This is a genomic window from Marinomonas sp. (assembly GCF_965225885.1).
Classification (GTDB): Bacteria; Pseudomonadota; Gammaproteobacteria; order Pseudomonadales; family Marinomonadaceae; genus Marinomonas.
In genome coordinates, this window is sequence record NZ_OZ245329.1 from 4176759 (window position 1) to 4198792 (window position 22034).

At 43.3% G+C, this 22034-nt stretch carries 19 protein-coding genes and 1 tRNA gene; 17 read left to right on the forward strand and 3 right to left on the reverse strand.

Annotated features, from left to right (window positions below; translation table 11 throughout):
- The first annotated feature begins 63 nt into the window (after positions 1-63).
- The 6 genes from ACO05V_RS19975 to ACO05V_RS20000 all read left to right on the forward strand — a co-directional run bounded on the left by ACO05V_RS19975 (position 64) and on the right by ACO05V_RS20000 (position 7260).
- A complete protein-coding gene (locus ACO05V_RS19975; RefSeq protein ID WP_421855775.1) occupies positions 64-960 on the forward strand; it encodes a carbohydrate ABC transporter permease in 897 nt (298 codons plus the stop codon).
- The gene (locus ACO05V_RS19980; protein WP_421855777.1) at positions 960-1826 is read left to right on the forward strand and encodes a carbohydrate ABC transporter permease; all 867 of its coding nucleotides are present in this window, start codon (positions 960-962) and stop codon (positions 1824-1826) included. Before ACO05V_RS19975 ends, ACO05V_RS19980 begins: the two co-directional genes overlap by 1 nt.
- Positions 1827-1830: 4 nt before the next feature.
- Positions 1831-2910, forward strand: a complete 1080-nt coding sequence (locus ACO05V_RS19985) for an ABC transporter ATP-binding protein (protein WP_421855779.1) — start codon at positions 1831-1833, stop codon at positions 2908-2910.
- A 47-nt stretch (positions 2911-2957) separates the two neighbouring features.
- Complete coding sequence (locus tag ACO05V_RS19990) at positions 2958-3590, forward strand: SGNH/GDSL hydrolase family protein (RefSeq protein WP_421855781.1); 633 nt, start codon at positions 2958-2960, stop codon at positions 3588-3590.
- Positions 3583-6024 (forward strand): beta-mannosidase, encoded by a 2442-nt coding sequence (locus ACO05V_RS19995; protein ID WP_421855783.1) that lies wholly within the window; start codon positions 3583-3585, stop codon positions 6022-6024. Before ACO05V_RS19990 ends, ACO05V_RS19995 begins: the two co-directional genes overlap by 8 nt.
- Positions 6025-6372: 348 nt before the next feature.
- Entirely contained in the window at positions 6373-7260 is an 888-nt protein-coding gene (locus ACO05V_RS20000; RefSeq protein WP_421857039.1) for a substrate-binding domain-containing protein, read from the forward strand.
- Between the two features lie 91 nt (positions 7261-7351).
- Here the strand turns inward: ACO05V_RS20000 and ACO05V_RS20005 are convergent, their stop codons facing one another.
- A complete protein-coding gene (locus ACO05V_RS20005) occupies positions 7352-9343 on the reverse strand; it encodes a methyl-accepting chemotaxis protein (RefSeq protein WP_421855785.1) in 1992 nt (663 codons plus the stop codon).
- Between the two features lie 187 nt (positions 9344-9530).
- Positions 9531-10922 carry an L-cystine transporter gene (locus ACO05V_RS20010; RefSeq protein ID WP_421855787.1) on the reverse strand — a complete coding sequence of 464 codons (1392 nt, stop codon included), beginning with the start codon at positions 10920-10922 and terminating at the stop codon, positions 9531-9533.
- Between the two features lie 304 nt (positions 10923-11226).
- Here ACO05V_RS20010 and ACO05V_RS20015 point away from each other — a divergent pair, with 304 nt between their 5' ends.
- From ACO05V_RS20015 to ACO05V_RS20065, 11 genes are all read left to right on the forward strand, one after another.
- The gene (locus ACO05V_RS20015) at positions 11227-13692 is read left to right on the forward strand and encodes an HD domain-containing phosphohydrolase (protein WP_421855789.1); all 2466 of its coding nucleotides are present in this window, start codon (positions 11227-11229) and stop codon (positions 13690-13692) included.
- A gap of 161 nt (positions 13693-13853) precedes the next feature.
- On the forward strand, positions 13854-14612 hold the full coding sequence (gene modA, locus ACO05V_RS20020) for a molybdate ABC transporter substrate-binding protein (RefSeq protein WP_421855791.1): 759 nt from the start codon (positions 13854-13856) through the stop codon (positions 14610-14612).
- A 9-nt stretch (positions 14613-14621) separates the two neighbouring features.
- Positions 14622-15305 carry a molybdate ABC transporter permease subunit gene (modB, locus tag ACO05V_RS20025; protein WP_421855793.1) on the forward strand — a complete coding sequence of 228 codons (684 nt, stop codon included), beginning with the start codon at positions 14622-14624 and terminating at the stop codon, positions 15303-15305.
- The gene (gene modC, locus ACO05V_RS20030; RefSeq protein ID WP_421855795.1) at positions 15302-16456 is read left to right on the forward strand and encodes a molybdenum ABC transporter ATP-binding protein; all 1155 of its coding nucleotides are present in this window, start codon (positions 15302-15304) and stop codon (positions 16454-16456) included. Before modB ends, modC begins: the two co-directional genes overlap by 4 nt.
- Before the next feature lie 565 nt (positions 16457-17021).
- Positions 17022-18320, forward strand: a complete 1299-nt coding sequence (locus ACO05V_RS20035; RefSeq protein ID WP_421855797.1) for a tyrosine-type recombinase/integrase — start codon at positions 17022-17024, stop codon at positions 18318-18320.
- 1 nt (position 18321) lies between these two features.
- Positions 18322-18957 carry a hypothetical protein gene (locus ACO05V_RS20040; protein WP_421855799.1) on the forward strand — a complete coding sequence of 212 codons (636 nt, stop codon included), beginning with the start codon at positions 18322-18324 and terminating at the stop codon, positions 18955-18957.
- Positions 18958-19037: 80 nt separating this feature from the next.
- Complete coding sequence (locus ACO05V_RS20045; protein ID WP_421855801.1) at positions 19038-19262, forward strand: helix-turn-helix transcriptional regulator; 225 nt, start codon at positions 19038-19040, stop codon at positions 19260-19262.
- Positions 19255-19662: a hypothetical protein gene (locus ACO05V_RS20050; protein ID WP_421855803.1), complete on the forward strand. Its 408-nt coding sequence runs from the start codon at positions 19255-19257 to the stop codon at positions 19660-19662. The genes ACO05V_RS20045 and ACO05V_RS20050 overlap by 8 nt, the downstream gene beginning before the upstream one ends.
- Before the next feature lie 285 nt (positions 19663-19947).
- A complete protein-coding gene (locus ACO05V_RS20055; protein ID WP_421855805.1) occupies positions 19948-20526 on the forward strand; it encodes a YagK/YfjJ domain-containing protein in 579 nt (192 codons plus the stop codon).
- 49 nt (positions 20527-20575) lie between these two features.
- Positions 20576-21112 carry a hypothetical protein gene (locus ACO05V_RS20060; protein WP_421855807.1) on the forward strand — a complete coding sequence of 179 codons (537 nt, stop codon included), beginning with the start codon at positions 20576-20578 and terminating at the stop codon, positions 21110-21112.
- A gap of 57 nt (positions 21113-21169) precedes the next feature.
- On the forward strand, positions 21170-21715 hold the full coding sequence (locus ACO05V_RS20065) for a hypothetical protein (RefSeq protein ID WP_421855809.1): 546 nt from the start codon (positions 21170-21172) through the stop codon (positions 21713-21715).
- Positions 21716-21829: 114 nt separating this feature from the next.
- Here the strand turns inward: ACO05V_RS20065 and ACO05V_RS20070 are convergent.
- Positions 21830-21906 (reverse strand) — tRNA-Ile (locus ACO05V_RS20070).
- Between the last annotated feature and the right edge of the window lie 128 nt (positions 21907-22034).

Genomic DNA, 22034 nt, shown 5'->3' on the forward strand with positions numbered 1-22034 from the left:
AGATTTTAAGTCAGGGAGGTTCCAGCAACCTCCCTTTCCAACGGCTTATTTGAGGACAAAATAATGCTAAGCGCACGAGTACAAAAAGGGCTCACGACAGCTACCTTTCTGATCATCCCCATCACGTCTTTAGTTTTGTTTGGGGTTTGGCCTGTCGTTCAGCTTTTCTATATTTCTTTTCTGGATTTTAACGGCATCAACTGGCTCAGAGCCGAATGGGTTGGCCTTTTAAATTACACCGACCTATTTACTTGGGATGTGCAACTTCTGTATCCCATTACAAACAGTTTTTATTATTTATTTGGTAGCTTTATTCAATTAATTCTCGCTACTTGGTTTGCCGTCATCTTGCATCAAAAACTACCGGGATCAAGGATGTTTCGCACCATTCTATTCATCCCTTTTGTATTGAATTCTGTGGCGGCCGCCATCATTTTTCGCAATCTTTTGGATGTAAACGGCGCATTAAATGACATTCTCACGCTCTTATTCGGGCCCAGCGCACAAGTGCAATGGCTGGACGCATCGGAATCCTACACCAATTTCTCTCTTGCGGCGGCGTCTGTCTGGCGTTATCTAGGCTTTAACCTAGTTATTACTTTCGGCGCGCTGCAATCCATTCCACAAGATCAATACGACGCTGCTCGCATTGAAGGTGCAAATGGCTGGCAATGTTTTTGGCGCATTACTTTCCCATCCATCAAGCTCGTTCTGCTGTTACAAGTGATGCTCTCCGTTGTCGGCTCCCTTGAAGTATTCGAAATCCCTATTCTGATTACCGGTGGCGCGGGCAATACGTCCACTTTCGCGATTGAAATGGTAAGAACAGGATTTCAAAACCAGCGAGCTGGAACCGCCGCCGCCATGGCAATCTTAATGTTGTTATTCGTCATCTGTGTCGTGCTGCTTGTCCGCACACTCAATGCATCTCAAAACCGCGCAGCAGGGAGGGAATTCTGATGTCTCGCCGTCGCCTTTCAACCGGAAGAAAAATATCTCGTGCTTTTCAGTATTTTACACTGATCTTAGCCAGCATTTTTGTACTCATGCCACTTTGGTCCGCCTTTGTAGCCTCATTCAAAACCGCATCGGAATACGCTAATTCTACGCATATTTCACTTCCCGAAAGTTTTTTGCATTTCGACAATTATCGAGCGGCTCTGTTTCCTGAACAACAAACCGGCATTGGCTTGGTCGGCGCATTTGCTAACACACTTGAAATACTGTTGTTTTCACTGGCAGTTCTAATCCTAATCGGCGCTGCGGCGGGCTATGCCCTTGAACGTTTCCGCTTTCCCGGTCGCTTAGTCATCATAGGTTTGTACGCCATGTTGGCGGTTGTACCACAGATTCTCACGCCAGTTTCTACTTTTCAGATTTTGTCTTTTCTTGGTGTGGTAAATACACGTTGGGCACTGGTTTTACTCTACTCTGGCGCGGATATTGTTTCCTTACTGGTACTGATTCAGTTCGTGCGCGCCATTCCGGTAGAAATAGACGAAAGTGCGCGTATTGAAGGCGCTAATTACTTCCAGATCTTCTTTCGTTTGATCATGCCAATGATGCTTCCGGCCATTTCAACCGTGATCATTTTACGTACAGTGAGCATCTACAACGATTTTGTCGCGCCTTATCTTTACGCCAGTAAACCCGGCGACCAAACCGTTTCCATGATTCTCTATCAAATGGCCGATGTTATCTCTGGCAGTTCACCTACCGTCATCATGGCCACGGTTATTATCGTTATTTTGCCTACATTGATTGCATTCTTTTTTATCCAAAAATTCATTTATGCCGGCATCACTCAAGGTGCGGTAAAGGGTTAATAGCATGTCTTATTTACGTCTTGAGAATATCAATAAATCCTTTGGGGCCGTTCAAGTGCTCAAGGACATCAATCTTACTGCCGAAGAAGGCGATTTCGTTGTTTTGCTTGGGCCATCAGGCTGTGGTAAATCAACTTTGTTAAGGCTCATCACAGGGCTGATCGAAGAGCATGAAGGCGATATTTTTATCGGTGATCGCGATGTCACACCACTGGATCCGAAAGACAGAAAAGTCGCCATGGTATTTCAATCTTATGCGCTTTATCCGCATTTGACGATTGCGAAAAACATTTCCTTCGGCATGGAAATCAAGCGCCTTCCCAAAGCCGAACGAGAAACACGCGTTTTAGAAGCCGCTCGTGCACTGCAACTGGAACCCTTGCTTAAACGCTATCCAGCGCAGCTTTCCGGAGGACAACGCCAACGTGTTGCTATCGCTCGTTGTCTGGTTCGAGAACCGAATCTGTTCTTGTTCGATGAGCCGCTTTCCAACCTTGATGCCAAGCTGCGTAACGAAACCCGCATCGAATTAAAACAGCTTCACCAGCGCCTTGGGGCAACCACAGTGTATGTTACCCACGATCAACACGAAGCCATGACTTTAGCTTCTAAAGTGGTCTTAATGAAAGACGGAAACATCATACAAGCTGGCACGCCCATGGCGCTTTACGATGATCCAGTAGATCGTTTCACCGCGACGTTTTTGGGTTCACCTCAGATCAACCTTGTCCGCGGACAACTTGAAGCAAGCGATGAGGGCTTAATTTTCAGCAATAAAACACTGACGCTGAATTTGCCAAGCAGCATTCTGAAAACCTCGTTTTCTGGCACTCGTGAAGTGGATTTTGCCGTACGAGCTGAGAACGCAGAATTGGCCGAAACCAAACCTGTTCACCTGAACTTGCCAGTAGATTTTTCAGAAGCCACTGGGGCGGATATTTATATCAACGGCACACTAAATTCTGCCGTATTTACCGTTCGTTTAGCGAAGTCCGCCAATGTCCTTGGCCGAGAAAATTTACCGATTCATTTACACCTTGATCAAACCTTTATTTTTGACGCCAGCAGTGGCGAGCGACTTTAAGTCGTAAAAATGATGACGTAAGAAGCATCTAAACCATGGAGACAATCATGCAAAAAAAACGTGTTCTTTGTTATGGCGATAGCAACACTTGGGCGCCTGATATGGACAATGGCGGCCGTTTAAATGACAGTGACCGCTGGACCGGACGACTCGCCCAACACCTTGGAAAAGACTGCACCATTATTGAAGAAGGTTTGAGCGGAAGAACTACCGTTCTGGACGATCCATACGAGCCATTTCGCAATGGTCGCCAATATCTCACGCCTTGTTTATTAAGCCACCAGCCGCTGGATTTGGTCATTATCATGCTTGGCACCAACGACTTAAAAAGTCGCTTTAATGTGACCGCCGAAGACATAGGCCGCGGCATTAATTTGTTATGCAATGACATTAAAATCACGCTAGGAGAAGCCCTTCCCATTTTAATCGTTGCGCCAGCAGCCTTGGGTGACAAGGTCGACCCTGAAGACATGTTCGCCTCTGGGATACAGAAATCCCGTGCCTTAGGACTGATTTTTAAGCAAGTCGCGGAACAAGGCAAGCATGCTTTTTTCGATGCGTCGAACGTTATCACTCTAAATCACCACGACGGCATTCACCTCTCTACTCAAAACCACCATGCACTTGGCGATGCCCTCGCTCCTTTAGTACGCAACCTATTGGGAACAAACCATGAATAATGATTTATTGCTTTTAAATGACGGCTGGACAGTCTGCGCCGAAGATAAAACAGACGCCGTGCCATTAAACGTTCCCGGCGATTTACATTCTGCCTTACTCGATGCCGGAAAAATTGATGACCCTTATTGGCGAGATAATGAAACAACACTCGACTGGATTCACCAAACCGTCTGGATTGCCAAAAAAACGTTCCAAATCAACAACCTTGCCGACGCGTTTTATACCTTACGTTTTACCAGCGTAGATTGCTTGGCTGAAGTCACCATCAACGGTAAGCCTGCTGGTGTTTGTGAAAGCCAATTTTTGCGTTATGACTTTGATGTCACCGAACACCTAATCGCGGGTAAAAACACCATTGAGGTTCGCTTTTTATCGAACACTCTTGAAGCCAAAAATCGCGCCGAAAACTCGACTATCCCGATTCCATACATGGCGCTAAATTCTCGCATCGGCCATCTTAATTTCCTAAGAAAGGCCCAATGTCATGGCGGATGGAATTGGAACATCGCCCTTTCACCTTTGGGTTTTTATGGTGATATCTCTTTGCTTCGCACAAACGATGTTCGTCTGGACGATGTGTCAATTCGCCAACGCCACGAAGATAACGCGGTAGAGCTAGACGTCACTTTTTTTATCGATGCTGTCGCGCCTTGCGCAGCGGATTTGTCTGTCACCATCGATGATCAACAAGTATCCGATGTACTGCATACCGTAAAAGGCCGCAATCAAATCAGCCTAACGGCACGAATCAACAACCCTGAACTCTGGTGGCCAGCGGGACAAGGCTCGCAAAAACGCTATGAACTGATCATTAAAATTGGCAAAGAAACCCGACAATATGAAATAGGTTTGCGAAACATAGAGCTGCTAACCAACGCAGACGAAATAGGTCATCGCTTTGCTTTTAAAGTAAACGACCGAGAAATATTCATGAAAGGCGCAAACTGGATTCCGGGAGACGCGTTACCCGCTCGGGCAACACCAGAACAAGTTCGTGACTTATTGCAATCCGCCGTCGATGCCAACATGAACATGCTGCGTATTTGGGGCGGCGGTCAGTATGAAGCCGAATGGTTTTACGAGCTTTGTGATGAATTGGGCATTATGGTTTGGCAAGACTTTATGTTTGCCTGCAATCTCTATCCAGCTCACCAACGCCAATGGCTTGATCTCGTGCGCCAAGAAGCCCGCCAGCAACTGCGACGTCTTTCACGCTTTGCTTGTGTCGCTTTGTGGTGTGGCGATAACGAACTGGTTGGCGCACTTAAATGGTATCAAGAGAGCAGCAACGACAGAGACCGATATTTAGCGATTTATGACCGACTCAACCACGCCCTTGAAGAAGCCGTGGAAGATGAAAATACCGGCATTCCATTTTGGCCGTCTTCCCCTTCTATCGGACGTTTGAACTTCGGTGATGGCTGGCACATCGATACATCTGGAGACATGCATTTTTGGGATGTATGGCACTCGTCAAAAGACTTTGAACACTACCGCACGGTTCGGCCACGTTTTTGCTCAGAATTTGGCTTTCAGTCCTTTCCATCCATGCGAGTCATTGAAAGCTTCACCGAAGAACAAGACAGAAACGTGTCGTCCTCAGTAATGGACGTCCATCAACGCAATGATGGCGGCAACAGTCGTATTGTCGAAACCATTGCGCGTTACTTTCGCTTTCCAGACGGCTTTGAAGACTTGTTGTACTTAAGCCAGTTAGGCCAAGGCTTAGCGATGAAAACCGCCATAGAATTCTGGCGGTCCAATAAGCCGCGCACCATGGGCACATTATTCTGGCAACTCAACGACACTTGGCCAGTGGCAAGCTGGGCGAGTCTGGAATATGGCGGCGGCTGGAAAACCACACAATATTTGGCAAAACGCTTCTATGCCAATGTCCTCGTGACGGCGCAACCCGATAGTGAAACTGGCGATATCCTACTGCATGCCATTTCCGATCTTGCCCAAGGCGAAGCAGTTAGGGTGCGAGTTCGCAGTATCAATATTGACACCAATAAACAAACGGAAATAGGCCAATACGACGTCATAACTTCGCCAACGAACGTCGTTGAAGTCACGCGTATCGCCCCTGAAAGCATCGCAGAAAACGACATTTTGCTGTTTGATTGGCAGGATGGAAACGGCATGAACAACGGCGAAAACGAATACTTACCCAAACGCCCAAAAGCCTATCGACTTCAGGAGCCGACCATACATATTGAGGTAACAGAAAACGACTCGCAGACGAAGCAAATTACGCTGACGTCTGATCGTCTTGCTTTGTTTGTCACCTATGACCATGGCGGTGATGATATTTATTCCGACAATTGCTTCACACTTGTGCCTAATGAACCCAAAGTGCTAACAGTCATCCGGAAGCGTCACTCCCATTTGAAACAAAATGGAACACCTAAAATTGAGTTTTTAAAAGGCTAAACAAAAAGCCTAGCGGGTGTTGGTTTACACTTGCTAGGTTTGCTCTTGCTAGGTCACCACAGTACGCAGTTAGACTTTTATATTTATAAGATGCCAAAAGTGTCGAATTGGCCTTTGGTCAGTTTTTCGCTAAACTGCTGGTTAAAAGTCGCCTAACATCGCTAAAAAGCATCAAAATGCGCTTTTTCCCTATCATTTCAAATCTGTTTCAGGATTTTAATACCAACCCCTATGTCAAAACGCTCCGTTATCATCAAAACAATCGCTGATGACCTTGGTTTGTAGCCTTCTACCATTTCACGTGCCTTACGCGGAGAAGAACCCGTATCAGAAAAAACCATCAAGTTGGTGCACGAAGCCGCCAAAAGGCTGGGTTATCGTCGAGACTTACGTGCGGTGAATCTAAGAACAGGCAAAACCAATGTCATCTTCGCCATTATCACGGCGCGAACATTAGACGAATACGGCGATCCGTCTGTCATGCTGATGATACAAGGACTGATAGAAGGCGTGGCAGGCACAGACAAAACCGTCATTTTACTGCCAAGTAATTCATTCGAGGCACAATTAGACATCATCCATGATGCAGTGGAAGGCAATCGCTGTGACGGCATTATTCTTGATCACACCATGCCACAAGATCTTCGGGTTAAGTATTTACTAGAAAAAGAGTTTCCCTTTGTCACCTTCGGCAGAACCGAACTTTTTACGCCGCATGCTTTTGTCGACATTGACAACAACCACGCTGCAAAAGCCGCCACAACCGAGATGATATCTCGTGGTTTCAAACGTATCGCATTGCTAACACCGCCACCCATTTATTTGTTTTCTGGCCATTACAACGCCGGTTATAAGCTCGCACTAGATGAGCACAAACTGCCCATCGACGACGAGCTAATTGTACAAGTGCAGTTAGACACAAAAACCACCACAGACGTGGTGAATAAACTGATGAGTTTAGACAACCCACCGGATGCCTTTGTCTTCCCAAATGAAGTGGTTGCGATTGCAGCTATTGAAGCCTGTGACAGATTGAATCTGGATATTTCAAAGCTAGGCTTCATTAGCCGAGATGGAACCCATCTTTTCGATTATTTCCGCCCAGCTGTTTCCAGCTGTTATTTCTCATCGTTTGATGTGGGTAAGGAATTATCGACTGTGATGTTGAAATTATTAAAAAGCGAACCGGTGGAAACACTGCAATTTCTTGAAAAAACGACGTTACTGTCAAGATAAAACACGAAGATAAGCGCCACGAAAATACACCAAGACAAACACAAGAAAAAGGACTCGAACAACACTTTGTTCGAGTCCTTTTTTACGAAAATTAACTCAGTTTGTAAGAGCTAATTTCTTTCAGTACATTTTCAAAACGTTGTTTGGCTTGGCTAGAACCTTCGTCGGTTTTATTAACCATGTCCAGAATTCGTTCGGAACGCTCACTGACGTTTTGGATATTTTTATTAATTTCTTCCGACACCTGAGATTGCTCTTCTGACGCAGTGGCAACGCGCTCGATGGTTTGCGCCAATTGCTCAATGGCATCAAACAAACCTTGCATCATGGTGACGTTTTCGCTGACAACACTCGAAGTTTGCTCCGCCATGCTGGCGCATTGATCCATGGATTGCAGAGCACTTTTACCGGAACCAACCAAGGCTTCGATCATCGAACGAATTTCTTCTGTAGAGTTTTGCGTACGCTGGGCAAGTGTTCTCACTTCATCGGCAACCACGGCAAAGCCTCGTCCTTGTTCACCTGCACGAGCGGCTTCTATCGCCGCATTTAGTGCTAGCAAATTGGTTTGTTCAGCAATGGATTCAATGGTTTGCAAAATGCTGCTAATTTGCTCTGTATGACCCGTAACAGATTGCACCGCTTTATGACCACCACCAACTTCCGACGACAAGTTGGCAATGGATTGCAAGATCGTCTGCATACGCGCTGAACCTTGAGTACTTTGCTCACGAATATTATCGGTCGCTTCTGCTGAAGACTGCATGTCTTGGGAAATGGTATTACTTGTCAGTGACATTTCTTCCACTGCCGACGCCATAAGATCGGTTTGATTAAACTGATCTTTGGTTTCTTGCAGAGCACTTCTCGAATAGCCGCTGAGCACATTCATACTTTCTTTCGATTCTGACGCCATATCGACCATTAAGTGGAAGGATTCGCTCAAATGATCCAGATGGATATTTAAATACTGAATGATCTCGCCCAACTCATCTTTTGATGTGTTTTCAATTCTACCGACCAAATTACGGTCAGTAGACACATTGGATAAAGCCTGACTGATACGTTCCACACGTCTTGAAAGCGAGCGTGTCAATGTAAACGCCAGCCAGATTACTGGCGTAATCAACACAATAAAGCCAATAACAAGACCATTACGATACAATTTGCTTTGCGACGTCATGGAAGCACTTAAATTTATGATTTCATTACTGATCTTATCGGCGACGCCTTTTATCAATCCTATTTTCGCGGTCGCAAGTGCAAACCAATCCGCAGGACCATTCACAGAAGACACATCGGTTAACGCCAAGAAGCTGCCTGTTGCTTGATCGACCGCTAGCCACTTCTCATTTTTCATAGCGGCTTTTAAGAGCGCTTCTTCTGCATCCGATGCCGTCACAATAAAATGTTCTAACTGATGATGTTCATCTTCAATAAAGGCCGAAATCTGCGACTGGCGCTTTAATGTAGTGGTTTTCGCTGCAAAAACACCATTCAATGCCCCACGATATTGGCCTGCGCGTTCCTTCATCCATAATAAACTTAAACGAGCCTCAAGTGCTTTGGCTATATCTCGATTACTAATATCGAGAATGACTCGTTGAATCGAATTTAACGCTTGGCGGTTCACCTCAGAGTAAAAATCAAAAGCGCCGTTATTCGCCGCCAAGGTATCCACTTTTTGGCGAACCTGATTTTTATCCTTCAGCATGGTTAAGACAGGCGCTCGTAAACGATTCAAACGCTCAGCCGTAAGTACTTCAAAGGCACTGTTATCTACATCTCTAAGTGCTGCTTCTGCGTTATCTGCTACCTTACGCTGCGCCAACAACGCGTCTTTACCGCTGCTGCCCTTGCTACCGAGAAAGCCCGCACTCAAACCTCGCTCCACCGCAAAGTTATGGGCTACACCATCTAAAATGGTCGACAACTTCACCATATCTTCTGCGATACGGCCCTCATGAACACGTTCATTTAAATCTGAGACTAAAAACGCCACAATAATAATGGCAAACAGAGAGGGTAGAATGCCAACAATGGCAATTGAATGGGACACTTTGAGATTGGAAAATAGGGACACATGTCTCTCCTTGTCGATGATATTCAAGTAAACCTAAAGCAAGCATAGATCAAACTATGCACTTTGCATGCCCAACGCTTAATTTCTACTTAATCATGTACTCGTTTCTGGTTCTACCTTTACCTCCAGACACAAAAAACCACCCGAAGGTGGTTTTATATAGAAAAAGATGTTGTTTCCTTTACTGTTAGCTGGTTTTCAGCTCAGCCTCTGGCACTTCATCTTGTTCAAACACATTCGAATCAGTATGACCAAGCCATTTGGACGTTATGCTGCCTGCTGTCATTGCACCATTTACGTTCACTGCAGTACGACCCATATCGATCAAAGGTTCGATAGAAATCAACAAGCCAGCTAACGCAACCGGCATATCCAACGCGGACAACACGATCAAAGCCGCAAATGTCGCACCACCACCAATGCCCGCAATACCAAATGAACTGATAGTAACGATAGCAATCAGTGAAATAATGAAGCTCGGATCCAATGGATTAATGCCCACTGTTGGTGCAATCATCACTGCCAACATTGCCGGATACAAACCCGCACAACCATTTTGCCCCATGGTTGCACCAAAAGAAGCAGAGAAATTTGACTCCCCTTCTCCGTTACCAAGACGTTTCACCTGAGTATCGATATTCAGCGGAATCGTTCCCGCACTTGAACGAGAAGTGAAAGCAAACAGCAATACAGGCAACACTTTCTTGAAGTAGCGAAGCGGTGAAATACCGTTGAACGCCAACAAACATAAATGCATCACTAAAATCAGTGCTAAACCCACATAAGACGCCACGACAAAGTTAAGCAAAGTCAAAATATCGTCGATATTAGAACCAGCAACAACCTTAGTCATCAAGGCAAGAATACCGTATGGCGTAAGGCTTAACACCATACGAACCAAGGTTCTAACGATAGATTGAGCTACATCAACAAAACGTTCAAAACTTACCCCTAATTCTGGCTCGGCACGAGAAACCGCGACACCAGCCACACCAACAAAGGCAGCAAAAATAACCACAGCAATCGTAGAAGTAGGACGGCTACCCGCCAAATCTGCAAAAGGGTTACCAGGGAAGAAAGACGTAATCATGTCAGCAAAGGAGACATTTGCCAGCCCGTCTAAACGAGTTTCCAAAGCCGCACCACGCGCCATTTCACGAGCGCCCTGCACGATACCGTCAGCAGACAAGCCAAATAGATTACTAACAAACACACCGATCAAGGCAGAAACCGCTGTCGTCGCTAACAAAATACCGATAATGCCACCAGACATCTTGCCCAAAGAGCCTGTGTCTTTCACCTTGATAATAGCGCCAATAATAGACACCAAAATTAACGGCATAATGATCATCTTCAGCAAGCTAACATAGCCATAACCAACAATGTTTACGTACTCTAACGTCTCGCTCGTTTCAGCACTGCCAACACCATAGATAAATTGCAATGCCGCACCAAAGGCAACACCTAAACCCAAACCTGTGAATACCTGAGTGGATAACGTCTTTTTAGCTTTTTGCAGTTTGAACAGCACAGCGATCAACAAAGCGAAAATCGCTAAGTTAATAATGGGATACAACATGGAAGAAGAACCTTAAAAAGTAAGTCATAGAACACCGATTCCCTGCTCATATAAACATCAATAAACAAGGCAAATCGATAAGTTGGCGCCATGGTAACAAAATGCTGACTAAATGGATAAGAAGGAAAAATCATTAACTTATATAAGAAAAACGAATAAGGAAAAAACTTGAACGTACTAAAAAATAATCAGAATCACAAATCGTCACATTTATTCGATTGAATAAAGAAACGAATTCGAATTGTATTAAAAAAGTATAAACTCTTGCCTTACTCGGTATTCAAAACGTATTACAAGGAAGTGAATGGTGGCTAGCAAAAAATGGGGATTAAAGCGATTACCGATCAGAATTCTCGTCACTAACATGTTTCTTCTTGCCATTCTTATTACGGCAAGTATCGCTATTGCGTTGCAATACAGCGCCAGCAAAAGAATGGCGGTCGATCACATGTTATCGAGTATGAACCTGCTTTCTGATCATATGAGCGACAGTGTTTATAACCTAGAAAATGATGCGAAACAGACGGTCAAAGTACTTGCAGAGCTAATCAATTCAGATTTATCAAACACAAGCATCGAACACAAAAGCAGTTTATTTGCCCAGTTCCTACAAAAACGCCCTGAGCTATACAGTCTTTATATCGGCGACAAACGGGAACATTTTTTTCAATTTATCAACCTAGACTCAGCCAAAGACATAAGACAACGGATGGGAGCGCAACTCGATGATCGTTGGGCAGCTGTAGATATTTCAGGTAGTGGAGAAAAGCGTTTGCGCCAAACCTATTATTATTCCAATACCTTTCATCTTAATCACCATAAAACCGAGTACAGTAATTTCTATCCCACCGATCGCCCATGGTTTGCGGCATCAACACAAAATAGTATTTATAAAACACCTCCCTACCTTTTTCAGCATTTACAAATATCAGGACAAACCTACGCACAGAGGATGCGCAATACAGATCAGGTAATAGGCTTAGATATCCTTTTATCCTCTTTGTCTGATCAGTTATCCCTGTCTTCATCAAGACTCATCAATGGGCAAGAACAAGCCTTTTTATTCGGTCAAAATGGTGAAATCATTGCTTCAAATACAACCCATTTTAATTCAGACAATTCGACGCCTCAGTCTATGCAAGATTATCTTGGCATAGCATCAAAAAAATTGATCAAGGCCGCCGAAAACACAAGCCTAAAACAACCACTGCTTATCGATAGCAAAGACGGCCCAAGATACTATGTTTTTATTAAAAGCATAGGTAATGACATATTTACTAAGCATTACTTTACGGCCGTCGTAACAGAGAAAATACTTTTCCAACAAGCGACCAAGGAGGCTTTTCGTTCTGCCCTATTAAGCGCCTTAGTCATGGTTATCTTAATACCTATCATCTGGCTTTTAAGCTCGCCAATAGTGAGACCAATTCGACAATTACAACTCGAAACAGAGAAAATAAAACAACGCAAATTTGATGATGTTGCCTTCACAGACTCACACATCAAAGAAATCTGGCAACTGTCTAATTCCTTTGTGTCCATGGCAAATGACATTAAACAACACGAAGCCAGCCAAAAAGAATTCATGGAAGCATTAATACGCCTGATAGCCACTGCGATTGACGATAAGTCAGCTCACACCGGCGGCCATTGCTATCGGGTTCCTGAACTTGGATTGATGCTTTCTGACGCCTTAGAAAAAGCCGAAAAAGGCCCTTATAAAAACTTCAAATTCGCCAACGATAACGAACGTTTAGAGTTCCGTGTTGCCGCTTGGCTACATGATTGCGGTAAAATCACCATGCCAGAACACATCATGGACAAAGGTTCCAAACTCGAATGTATCTACAATCGCATTCATGAAATCCGCACTCGCTTTGAGGTCTTATGGCGCGATGCAGAAATAGATTTCTTACGTGCGGTACACATTGAAAATCAAGATCCAAATACTGCCTTAGCGAAATGGAAGGAACGCCAAACGACCTTACAAGAAGAGTTTGCTTTCGTAGCCAAAGCCAATGTCGGCAGTGAATTAATGAGTGAACAGGACAGACAAAAAGTAAAAGACATTGGCGAACAAGAATGGACACGCCATTTTAGTAATCGCTTAGGCTTATCTCCTGCGGAAGAAATGATGCTCACCAAGCAACTACAAGCAGGCAAACAAGAAACTGAACCGCTAAGCCAGCAAGCCGTGACAGAAACCTTGCTATCCGATAAACCTGAGCACATTATTCCACGCCATAAAGAGATCACATTTGACACATCTTTAGGCATCAAAATGGCGATACCAGAACATCAATATAACCAAGGTGAAATCTACAATCTCACCATACAAAAAGGCACACTGACTAAAGAAGATCGATTTAAAATCAATGAACACATGATCAGCACCATCACCATGCTTGAAAGTCTGCCCTTTCCACCCGAGCTAAGTCGAGTCCCTCATTACGCTTCCACTCACCACGAAAGAATGGACGGCCAAGGCTACCCACGGAGACTCAACGCGGAACAACTCAGCCTGCCTGATAGAATCCTCATGATCGCCGATGTATTCGAAGCCCTCACCGCCTCAGATAGACCTTATAAAAAAGCCAAGCCAGTCAGCGTCGCCATCGACATCATGTTTAATATGTGCCAAGAAGGCCACCTCGACTTACAACTCTTCCGCTTCTTCCTAACAAGCGGCACCTACTTACAATACGCACAGAAATTTTTACCAGAAGACCAAATCGATACCGTTAATATCAAACTTTATTTAGAAGGCTGACCTAAAAAACGCACCTAAAAAACGTACTTAAAAAAGTACCTAGAACACCGCCCAAAGATAAGCCAAAAAACACAGCAGCGTTGCGCCATTTCGCTATATAACGCACTATACAACGCATCGATATAAATCCTATTGTCAGACCATTCCATAAGGTTAAATCTATGCGATTATTCAACTCGCTAAGTGTCATATTATTGAGTTTCTTAATGCTTAGCCCTTCGACTTACGCAGAAGAAGTTTATGCTGCCGTCGCCTCGAACTTCACAATCGCCATGAAAGACATAGCCAAACAATATGAAGAAGAGTCTGGCAATAAAGTTGTTTTATCCTTCGGTTCCTCGGGTAAATTTTTCGCACAAATTCAACACGGCGCGCCTTTTCAAGTCTTCCTATCCGCCGATCAAAACAAACCTGATGCCTTAGAAAAAGCAGGATTTGTCGTCCCAAATAGTCGCTTTACCTATGCCATTGGGGCTCTAGCATTGTGGTCAGCTAAGCCTGATTTTATTCATAACAATGACGCTCGTTTAAAAAGTGGGGATTTCAATAAGCTGGCGTTAGCCAACCCAAAACTTGCCCCTTATGGCGTTGCCGCTACAGAAGTATTGCAGAGTTTAGGACTAACAGAATCGACCAAATCAAAATGGGTCATGGGTGAAAACATTTCACAAACCTATCAATTTGCGAGCACGGGCAATGCAGACTTAGGATTCGTTGCCCTGTCACAAATAATGAGCAAAGGTCATATTGAAAAAGGCTCAAGCTGGATCATTCCCACAGATCAATACAGCCCAATTCGCCAAGATGCCGTATTATTAAAAAGCGCAGAAAATAGCACCGCAGCAAAAGGGCTTCTTGACTACCTGCGAAGTGACAAAGCTCGTAACATCATTCATTCATACGGTTATAAAACGGAATAACACCACAGCATGCTTTCTGCATCAGATTTAGAAGCCATTTGGCTAACCTTTAAAGTGGCAACCACTGTTACTGTTATTTTATTGCTGATTGGAACCCCAATCGCATGGTGGCTCGCTCGTACCCGCTCGCGTCTAAAAGGTCCAATTAGTGCCATTGTTGCCTTACCGCTGGTGTTACCACCAACCGTGCTAGGGTTTTACCTTCTCATCGCAATGGGCCCCAATGGCTTTATTGGTCAACTAACTCAAGAGCTGGGCATAGGAACCTTGCCTTTTACGTTTTTGGGGCTGATCGTGGCGTCTGTGTTTTATTCTCTGCCCTTTGTCGTGCAACCCATACAAAACGCCATAGAAGCCATTGGAGAACGACCATTAGAAGTGGCCGCCACCTTGCGGGCAGGCAGCTTAGACCGCTTTTTCACCGTTGTCTTGCCATTAGCAAAACCGGGCTTTATTACCGCCGCGATTTTGGGCTTTACTCATACGGTCGGTGAATTTGGCGTAGTCTTAATGATTGGCGGCAATATTCCGGGGCAGACTCGTGTTGTATCCGTACAAATTTACGACCATGTTGAAGCATTGGAATATGACCAAGCCCATAAACTCGCCGCAATCATGATCATTTTTTCATTTTTAGTATTGCTCAGCCTGTATACCTTCCAGCGAAAAAACACACTCTGGGGAGCGAAATGACTATGCCAATAAAAAACGCCACGACAAAGAATACAGAAAGCATAGAAAATACAGAGCGCGAAGAAACAACTGAGCAAGGCCTGCATGCCAGATTTCACTTACAACACCCAAAATCCCGCTTTGCCTTAAATGTCGATCTCACTCTTCCGGACAGTGGCGTAACGGCGATCTTTGGCGAGTCAGGCTCTGGCAAAACCACCCTGCTACGCTGTATTGCAGGGCTAGAACGAGCACAGCAAGGGCATTTTGTGATGAAGGGCGAAACATGGCAAAGCGACACTGTTTTTTTACCCACTCATAAACGACCATTAGGCTATGTGTTTCAAGAACCAAGTCTCTTTCCTCACCTGACGGCGAAGGGCAATTTAGATTACGCCATAAAACGCAGCGGCATTCCTCTGCCAACCAATTTATATGAACAAGTCATCAACTTAATGGGCATCGAATCCGTACTGGCGAATAATTCACAGCAACTGTCTGGCGGTGAAAAACAACGTATTGCCATCGCCCGAGCCTTATTGATCCAGCCTAAATTATTACTGATGGATGAGCCGTTGGCCTCGCTAGATAACGCCAGAAAACAAGAGATTTTGCCTTACCTAGAAAAGCTCAGATCCACACTGAAAACGCCTATTTTATATGTCAGTCATTCTGTCGAAGAAGTCATGCGTCTAGCGGATCATGTTGTATTGATGCAAGACGGCAAAGTCGCCACACAAGGACAGGTAGAGGACGTTTTCTCACAGCTCAACTCGCCACTGCTGGTTAACAATGACACAGGCGTCATCTGGCAAGGCAAGATTATCGAGCAAGACGATAAATGGCACTTATCAAAAGTCTCTTGCGCAGGCAGCGACTTATGGATTCGTAACAACGGCGACACGCTAGGGCAAAATGTTCGAGTAAGAATACTCGCCACCGACGTCAGCCTAACCCTCACTTACCATGAAGATTCCAGCATATTGAATCGACTACCGGTAAAAGTCCTCGACATTGTTCCTGACAAAGACCCAGCCATGGCGTTAGTACGATTACAAACAGAGCAAAACACGCTTATAGCAAGATTGACCTATCGATCCGTTGAACACCTAGCCTTGGCGATAGGAAAAACACTCTGGGCTCAAATTAAAAGCGTGGCACTTGTCAGATAAAAGAGACTTTATTATTCATCTTTTAGCAATATCACGCTTGGTGCTTTAAACAAAGCACTAGTCAACAAACGTAAGGTTGTACCAACCAGTTTATCTTAGAGAATATTTTCATACCCATAGTATTAAAAAACATCATCAGATAAACCAACTAGAAGAAGTAACCAGCTTAACTTCGAGAGAACATTACTGGCATATCCGTCGATATGAAAGTGAAGTAGATGACAAACGGCTTAAACAACTTACTGGAAATCATCGGCTGGACCACGCAGAATCGCAGACAATAAAAAAGCCCCGATACGTCAGTTTTCACTAACCTATCGGGGCTTATTTTATATGGTGGGCCTGCCCAGACTTGAACTGGGGACCTGCCGATTATGAGTCATGATAATACTGTTTACCAACCATTCCCATAAAACCCCAAAAAAAGAAAAATCCCATACTAGTCAACACCTTATATTCAATTATAGTTCTCACCTTTTCTTATGGAATAGCATTAAGGTACACTCTTACTTGACTAACTACTTGACTATAAAACCGTATAGTCAAGTAAGCATGGGGAAGAGTGATGCTCACAGCGAACGAGATAAAAGGACTAAAGCCAAAAACTAAACCGTATTACGTTTGGGACTCAAACGGTGAGCGCGGGACAGGGACGCTAGGTATTCAAGTAACCCCAAAGGGAAGTAAGCGTTTTGTATTTCGCTTTTTCATTGATGGCAAAGCCCAATTCATCCAATTAGGTCAATTCCCTGAAATCTCTCTAATATCAGCGAGAGCTAAGAAAAAAGAGCTCGGCTCAATACTCATTCAAGGCATCAACCCAAAAGAAAGCCTAGAAGCCACCAGAAAAGCCACAGAGCACGAAAAAAGAGAAGAGGCTCGCAAAGGTTCAATAGAACAATTATTCAACGCCTATACCGCTCAAATGGCGAAAGATGCCAAACGAACACATAAAGCCGTGTTGAGCGCCTTAGAAAAAGAAGTCTATCCTCACATTGAAAAAACAGTAAAAGCAAAAGATGTGACCAGTCACGATTTAATGATAGTGCTCGCGGCTATGATTAAACGGGGCGCGGTAACACAATCAAATCGAGTTCGTAGCTATATCATTGCGGCCTTTAACTACGGTCTGAAACATGATCACGATCCAGCAAACTTTATTGACGAAGCAAAGTTTGGTTTAACCCTAAACCCTGCGGCCGCCATCCCCAAACAAAAAGACGGCGAACGTGTTGGAGAGCATTACCTTACCCTAATTGAAGTAAAGCAACTGTTAGCAGATGTAGGCAACGAATACGAACGCTTTAAAATGGGCGATACAATACGCAACCTAATCAGCTTTTGTTTTTATACAGGTGGGCAACGGCCTTACGAGTTAGTCGCTTCTCAATGGTCATCCGTAGACTGGGAACAAAAAACATTGCTTATCCCTGCGGACATATCAAAGAACAAACGCCCTCACCTAATCCCCCTTACAGAAAGCGCATTAGCAACCCTAGAGCGTCAATTTGAAGCCAGAACAGACAACCCTTTTATATTTCCCCATAGGCTCAATACAAGCGAGCACATACGCCCAGATTCATTATCACAAGCCATTACACGCTACCGAGAAAACACGCCAACCATACGCCCCTTTGTGCCTCGTGATATTCGCAGAACCTGCAAAACCCTTATGGGGGAAGCTGGCATATCAAAAGCCATACGCGACCGCTTACAAAATCACGCCCTAAGTGACGTATCAAGCAAGCACTATGATAGGTACGAGTATTTGCCAGAAAAGCGTAGAGCTTTAGAAGCGTGGGAGAGAAAACTCAATAATTCCACAATATCGTCAACTGTCATCAACATATTCGGTAATTATTAAAATGAATAAAGAAAATTCGGCAATCATTAAAATAAATAAAGAGATCTTCATTGATAACCTTACTCTACTTGAACTTGGTGACGAAAAACAAAGAGTGACTTTATGGGAGCGCTTTGAACAGTGCGTGGCTATATTACCTACACATCAGCTATCAATTTATAAATTCTTAATAATCTATGGTATACACATTTTAAAAAAGGACGTCCCTTTTTCTAATGAGAAAATTGAAGTCGCTATTTCTGAAAGTACAGAGAATGGATATATCTGGGGTATTGATAAAAAGACACGTTCAAAATTAATTCAAAAACTAGAAAAAGCAGAAATAGACACTTTATTAATTGCCTCTAAGTTAAATATGGAATCCAGTTTGTATCCAGACTTTTCCCACATCAAAAGAATTCTTGAAAATACTCCAGTTAAAAGCAAAACAGATCTTAAGAAAATACTCACAGCTGGAAACACATACTGTGATCAATATGTCAATTACTACGATTTTTTCGCGAAGTGCGGAAAAGGAACGCAAGAAAGTGGTGAACCATTGTCATTAGGAAAAATGCTCAACGTACTTTTAGATGATCAGGGAGCCGCAATGGCAATGACAAGACTCTACGAACGAAAGAGGAAAAATCAGAAATAAATAATCCTTTTTCTACTCCATACCTTCCCAAGAACACTCGTCACTATATGAGTCATAGCATATTCAAAGAGGAGCTAGCTATGACTTTTAAATCAAATAACTTTCAGAATCAAACACACGAAAGAGTGTTAAGCCTAGATGAGGTTGCTCATATCTTGGGGCGATCAAAGAAGTCTCTTTGGAGATACTGGGCTAAAAACAAAACAATGCCAAAACCAATCCAATTAAATGGCCGCGCATTAGGGTGGAAAGAAAGCACTATTGAAAAATTCCTAAATGAAAAAGCAGGAGAGTGCGATGAATAATTTGTACAAGATCGCACCAGAAGCATCTATCCCCCCCATCGGCTCACCTTATCGGCTGGCATTAGATTGTATGTCTAAAGATACTCCAGCACCTCGAGCTGAATTAGTCGCTATTGACGATAATTTTAGACGACTATTGCAAGAACTCGAAGGAGAGAGATTCGGCTATTGGACTATAGACCGAATACGAGAAAGCGGCTCTAAAAAAGTAACGCACTATCAAGTTAATCAGGCTCATTTCATTAGCAAACTCGATGACATGCAAGCTAGATTACAAAGGAAGTTTACTTTAAAAAGAGTATCTCACCACCAAGCCGTATCCGAATCAGGGCGTTTATCAAAAGCTAGTAAAGAGCTACATGATGCGTTGATAGAAATGGAAAACGCCCAGAAAGGTTAATTCCTGAGCGCTTGTTTTATTCGCTGGTGGCTTGAGCCATCAAACCTAGCCACCAGCATTCCAAGAATATTCTATAAACAATTGAAAAACCAATCGACTCTAAAAGCATTTTTGTAGTGTCGCCCAATGAGAACCCATTACGAGGTTTTTACCCTTTATTTTATAGTGACGAATAAGGCCCTAGAAAAAAACAACTTCTTAGGTCATTAGAAGCACTCAGTATGTGAGTACTAACTATAAAAATCGTTTTGTCGGGGGTATTTCATAATATCTATGGTGTCTTTAATGAAATATCTATCTATCAGTCCATATATCAAAATGGATGGTCAAATTTGGTCAATCAAGGCAGACCCAGACAAGGGCCATTCAATTTACACGGAGCAGATGAAAAGCATCATTAGACAAATCAACATCATGTGTAACAATTATCGTAGGGTATTTTGGATCGTCTTTGACTTACATATGCCACACGATAGCTATACAGCATGTAACGAAGTAATAAGCCGATTTATGAAAAGCGTTAGTCGTGTCATCAAATCTAAATATACGGTTAAAGAGATAGGTTATTGCTGGTGTCGTGAAATGGAAAAAGCCAAGCAGCAGCATTACCACTTTATGATCATGCTAGATGGTAAGGCTATCAGGCACTCAGATACGCTTTTTGACATCCTTTCTAAGCATTGGGCAAAAGCTAGTCATGGTGGCAAAACATGGATGCCTAAAAACTGCTATGGAGAGATATTAAAAGCCGACTTTGGTGAGAAACAAAAACTCATTGATCGAGTGTCTTATCAGGCGAAAGGGCGCGGTAAAGGCCACAGAGATAAGCAAGCTAAGGACTACAGCATTAGTAGGCTCAAGTAACGCTAAAATAAATTTAACAAAAAATGGTTATTTACAAGGATAGCAAATCATGACGAAAATCTATTGTACTCAATGTGGTCAACCACTTTCTATTTCTGCCAAACAATGTACTGAGTGTGGGAACCAATACCCGTTTAAAACCCTTACACTCAATGCTAAGGAGTCAAAACCATTCGACTCAAAAGAATTAAAAGCGTTTCAAAAAGCTGGTGGGAAAGTAAAAACATCATGGTTTCAAAAAATAGTGACCTTAGGCATTATTTCGCTAATTTTATACTTAGTATTTTCTCCATCTACGCCCTTAACTCCCGAAGAACAAGCTGCCGAGGCAAAAAGACTGCTTGAAAGTTCAGCTAGGCATGCTTGCCAATATCAGCTAGAACAAAGGCTTTATGTTCCAGATAGCGTTGAATATCTCAATGATACATTAGATAGAATCGTCATAGACCAAGGTAAGAACAACTGGTTTGTACAGCTGAACTACAAATCAAAGAACAGAATGGGCGTCATGCTGAGAGGACAAGTCCAGTGTAGCTTAATACATAAAGGCGATAAATTTATAGTCACTGGGATATCTAGCAAGTAAGTAAAACCTAACATTTCCTAAGATATTATAACGTTAGCCAATTAATTTGGGTGCCTTATGGCTTATATAATTGAGAAACACAATCAAATTAAAATAAACCAGATCCGTAAATTCTTGAGGCGTGGTAATGGCTTTAGTACGACTTTTTCAAGGAATGGGAATATAGAGCAAAGGCTTAATGCCTACTGGAAAAACGATCACCTCATTTTTGAGTGGTTCAAGGAAGGTAAGAAGCTAACCCAAGAAACCTACCTAGCGAAAAGTAAAACAAATTTTGGAAGTGATCGTCTTTGGTGGAAGTGCCCTAAATGCTCGCGTAAATGTGGCGCATTGTTTGACTATGGCGGTGTATGGTGGTGTCGAGTCTGCGGAAACCTCAAGTACCAAACAGAGAGCAGCAACAAGAATGAACGCGTATGGCCTAAAGTTGATCGTTTATTAGATAAGTGCCAATACCGTGAATATTTAACACGTATAGACACGCTAGAAGACTGTAACAAGCCTAAGTGGATGCGCTGGAAAACATGGGAGCCACTTAAAAAAAGGCATAATCAGCTTATCGGTGACGCTTTTGATCGAATTATGAAAATAACGAAAAGATAATCTATGAATAAAAAAGCAGATTAACCTTCTGCTTACTTGACTAAGTACTTGACTATATTTAGTAAGCAATAAAAAAGGCGTAGTAGGCACTAACCTGCTACGCCTTATTTTATATGGTGGGCCTGCCCAGACTTGAACTGGGGGCCTGCCGATTATGAGTCGGATGCTCTAACCAACTGAGCTACAGGCCCTAAAAGCGTTGCAGATTATATCGACATGATCGCCGCTTGCCAAGAAGTGCGTGCAATTTATGTGTAATAAATATTTGAAAGTGGTTGATTATCTGATGTTTTTTTAACCAACCACTTTGCCTATCTGC

Coding starts and splice junctions, on each gene's coding strand:
- ACO05V_RS19975 (WP_421855775.1), top strand. CDS start 64: ATGCTAAGCGCACGAGTACAAAAAGGGCTCACGACAGCTACCTTTCTG.
- ACO05V_RS20015 (WP_421855789.1), top strand. CDS start 11,227: ATGGTGGCTAGCAAAAAATGGGGATTAAAGCGATTACCGATCAGAATT.
- ACO05V_RS20035 (WP_421855797.1), top strand. CDS start 17,022: ATGCTCACAGCGAACGAGATAAAAGGACTAAAGCCAAAAACTAAACCG.
- modA (WP_421855791.1), top strand. CDS start 13,854: ATGCGATTATTCAACTCGCTAAGTGTCATATTATTGAGTTTCTTAATG.
- modB (WP_421855793.1), top strand. CDS start 14,622: ATGCTTTCTGCATCAGATTTAGAAGCCATTTGGCTAACCTTTAAAGTG.
- ACO05V_RS19995 (WP_421855783.1), top strand. CDS start 3,583: ATGAATAATGATTTATTGCTTTTAAATGACGGCTGGACAGTCTGCGCC.
- ACO05V_RS20010 (WP_421855787.1), bottom strand. CDS start 10,922: ATGTTGTATCCCATTATTAACTTAGCGATTTTCGCTTTGTTGATCGCT.
- ACO05V_RS19985 (WP_421855779.1), top strand. CDS start 1,831: ATGTCTTATTTACGTCTTGAGAATATCAATAAATCCTTTGGGGCCGTT.
- ACO05V_RS20055 (WP_421855805.1), top strand. CDS start 19,948: ATGAAATATCTATCTATCAGTCCATATATCAAAATGGATGGTCAAATT.
- ACO05V_RS19990 (WP_421855781.1), top strand. CDS start 2,958: ATGCAAAAAAAACGTGTTCTTTGTTATGGCGATAGCAACACTTGGGCG.
- ACO05V_RS20040 (WP_421855799.1), top strand. CDS start 18,322: ATGAATAAAGAAAATTCGGCAATCATTAAAATAAATAAAGAGATCTTC.
- ACO05V_RS20060 (WP_421855807.1), top strand. CDS start 20,576: ATGACGAAAATCTATTGTACTCAATGTGGTCAACCACTTTCTATTTCT.
- ACO05V_RS20065 (WP_421855809.1), top strand. CDS start 21,170: ATGGCTTATATAATTGAGAAACACAATCAAATTAAAATAAACCAGATC.
- modC (WP_421855795.1), top strand. CDS start 15,302: ATGACTATGCCAATAAAAAACGCCACGACAAAGAATACAGAAAGCATA.
- ACO05V_RS20045 (WP_421855801.1), top strand. CDS start 19,038: ATGACTTTTAAATCAAATAACTTTCAGAATCAAACACACGAAAGAGTG.
- ACO05V_RS20050 (WP_421855803.1), top strand. CDS start 19,255: ATGAATAATTTGTACAAGATCGCACCAGAAGCATCTATCCCCCCCATC.
- ACO05V_RS19980 (WP_421855777.1), top strand. CDS start 960: ATGTCTCGCCGTCGCCTTTCAACCGGAAGAAAAATATCTCGTGCTTTT.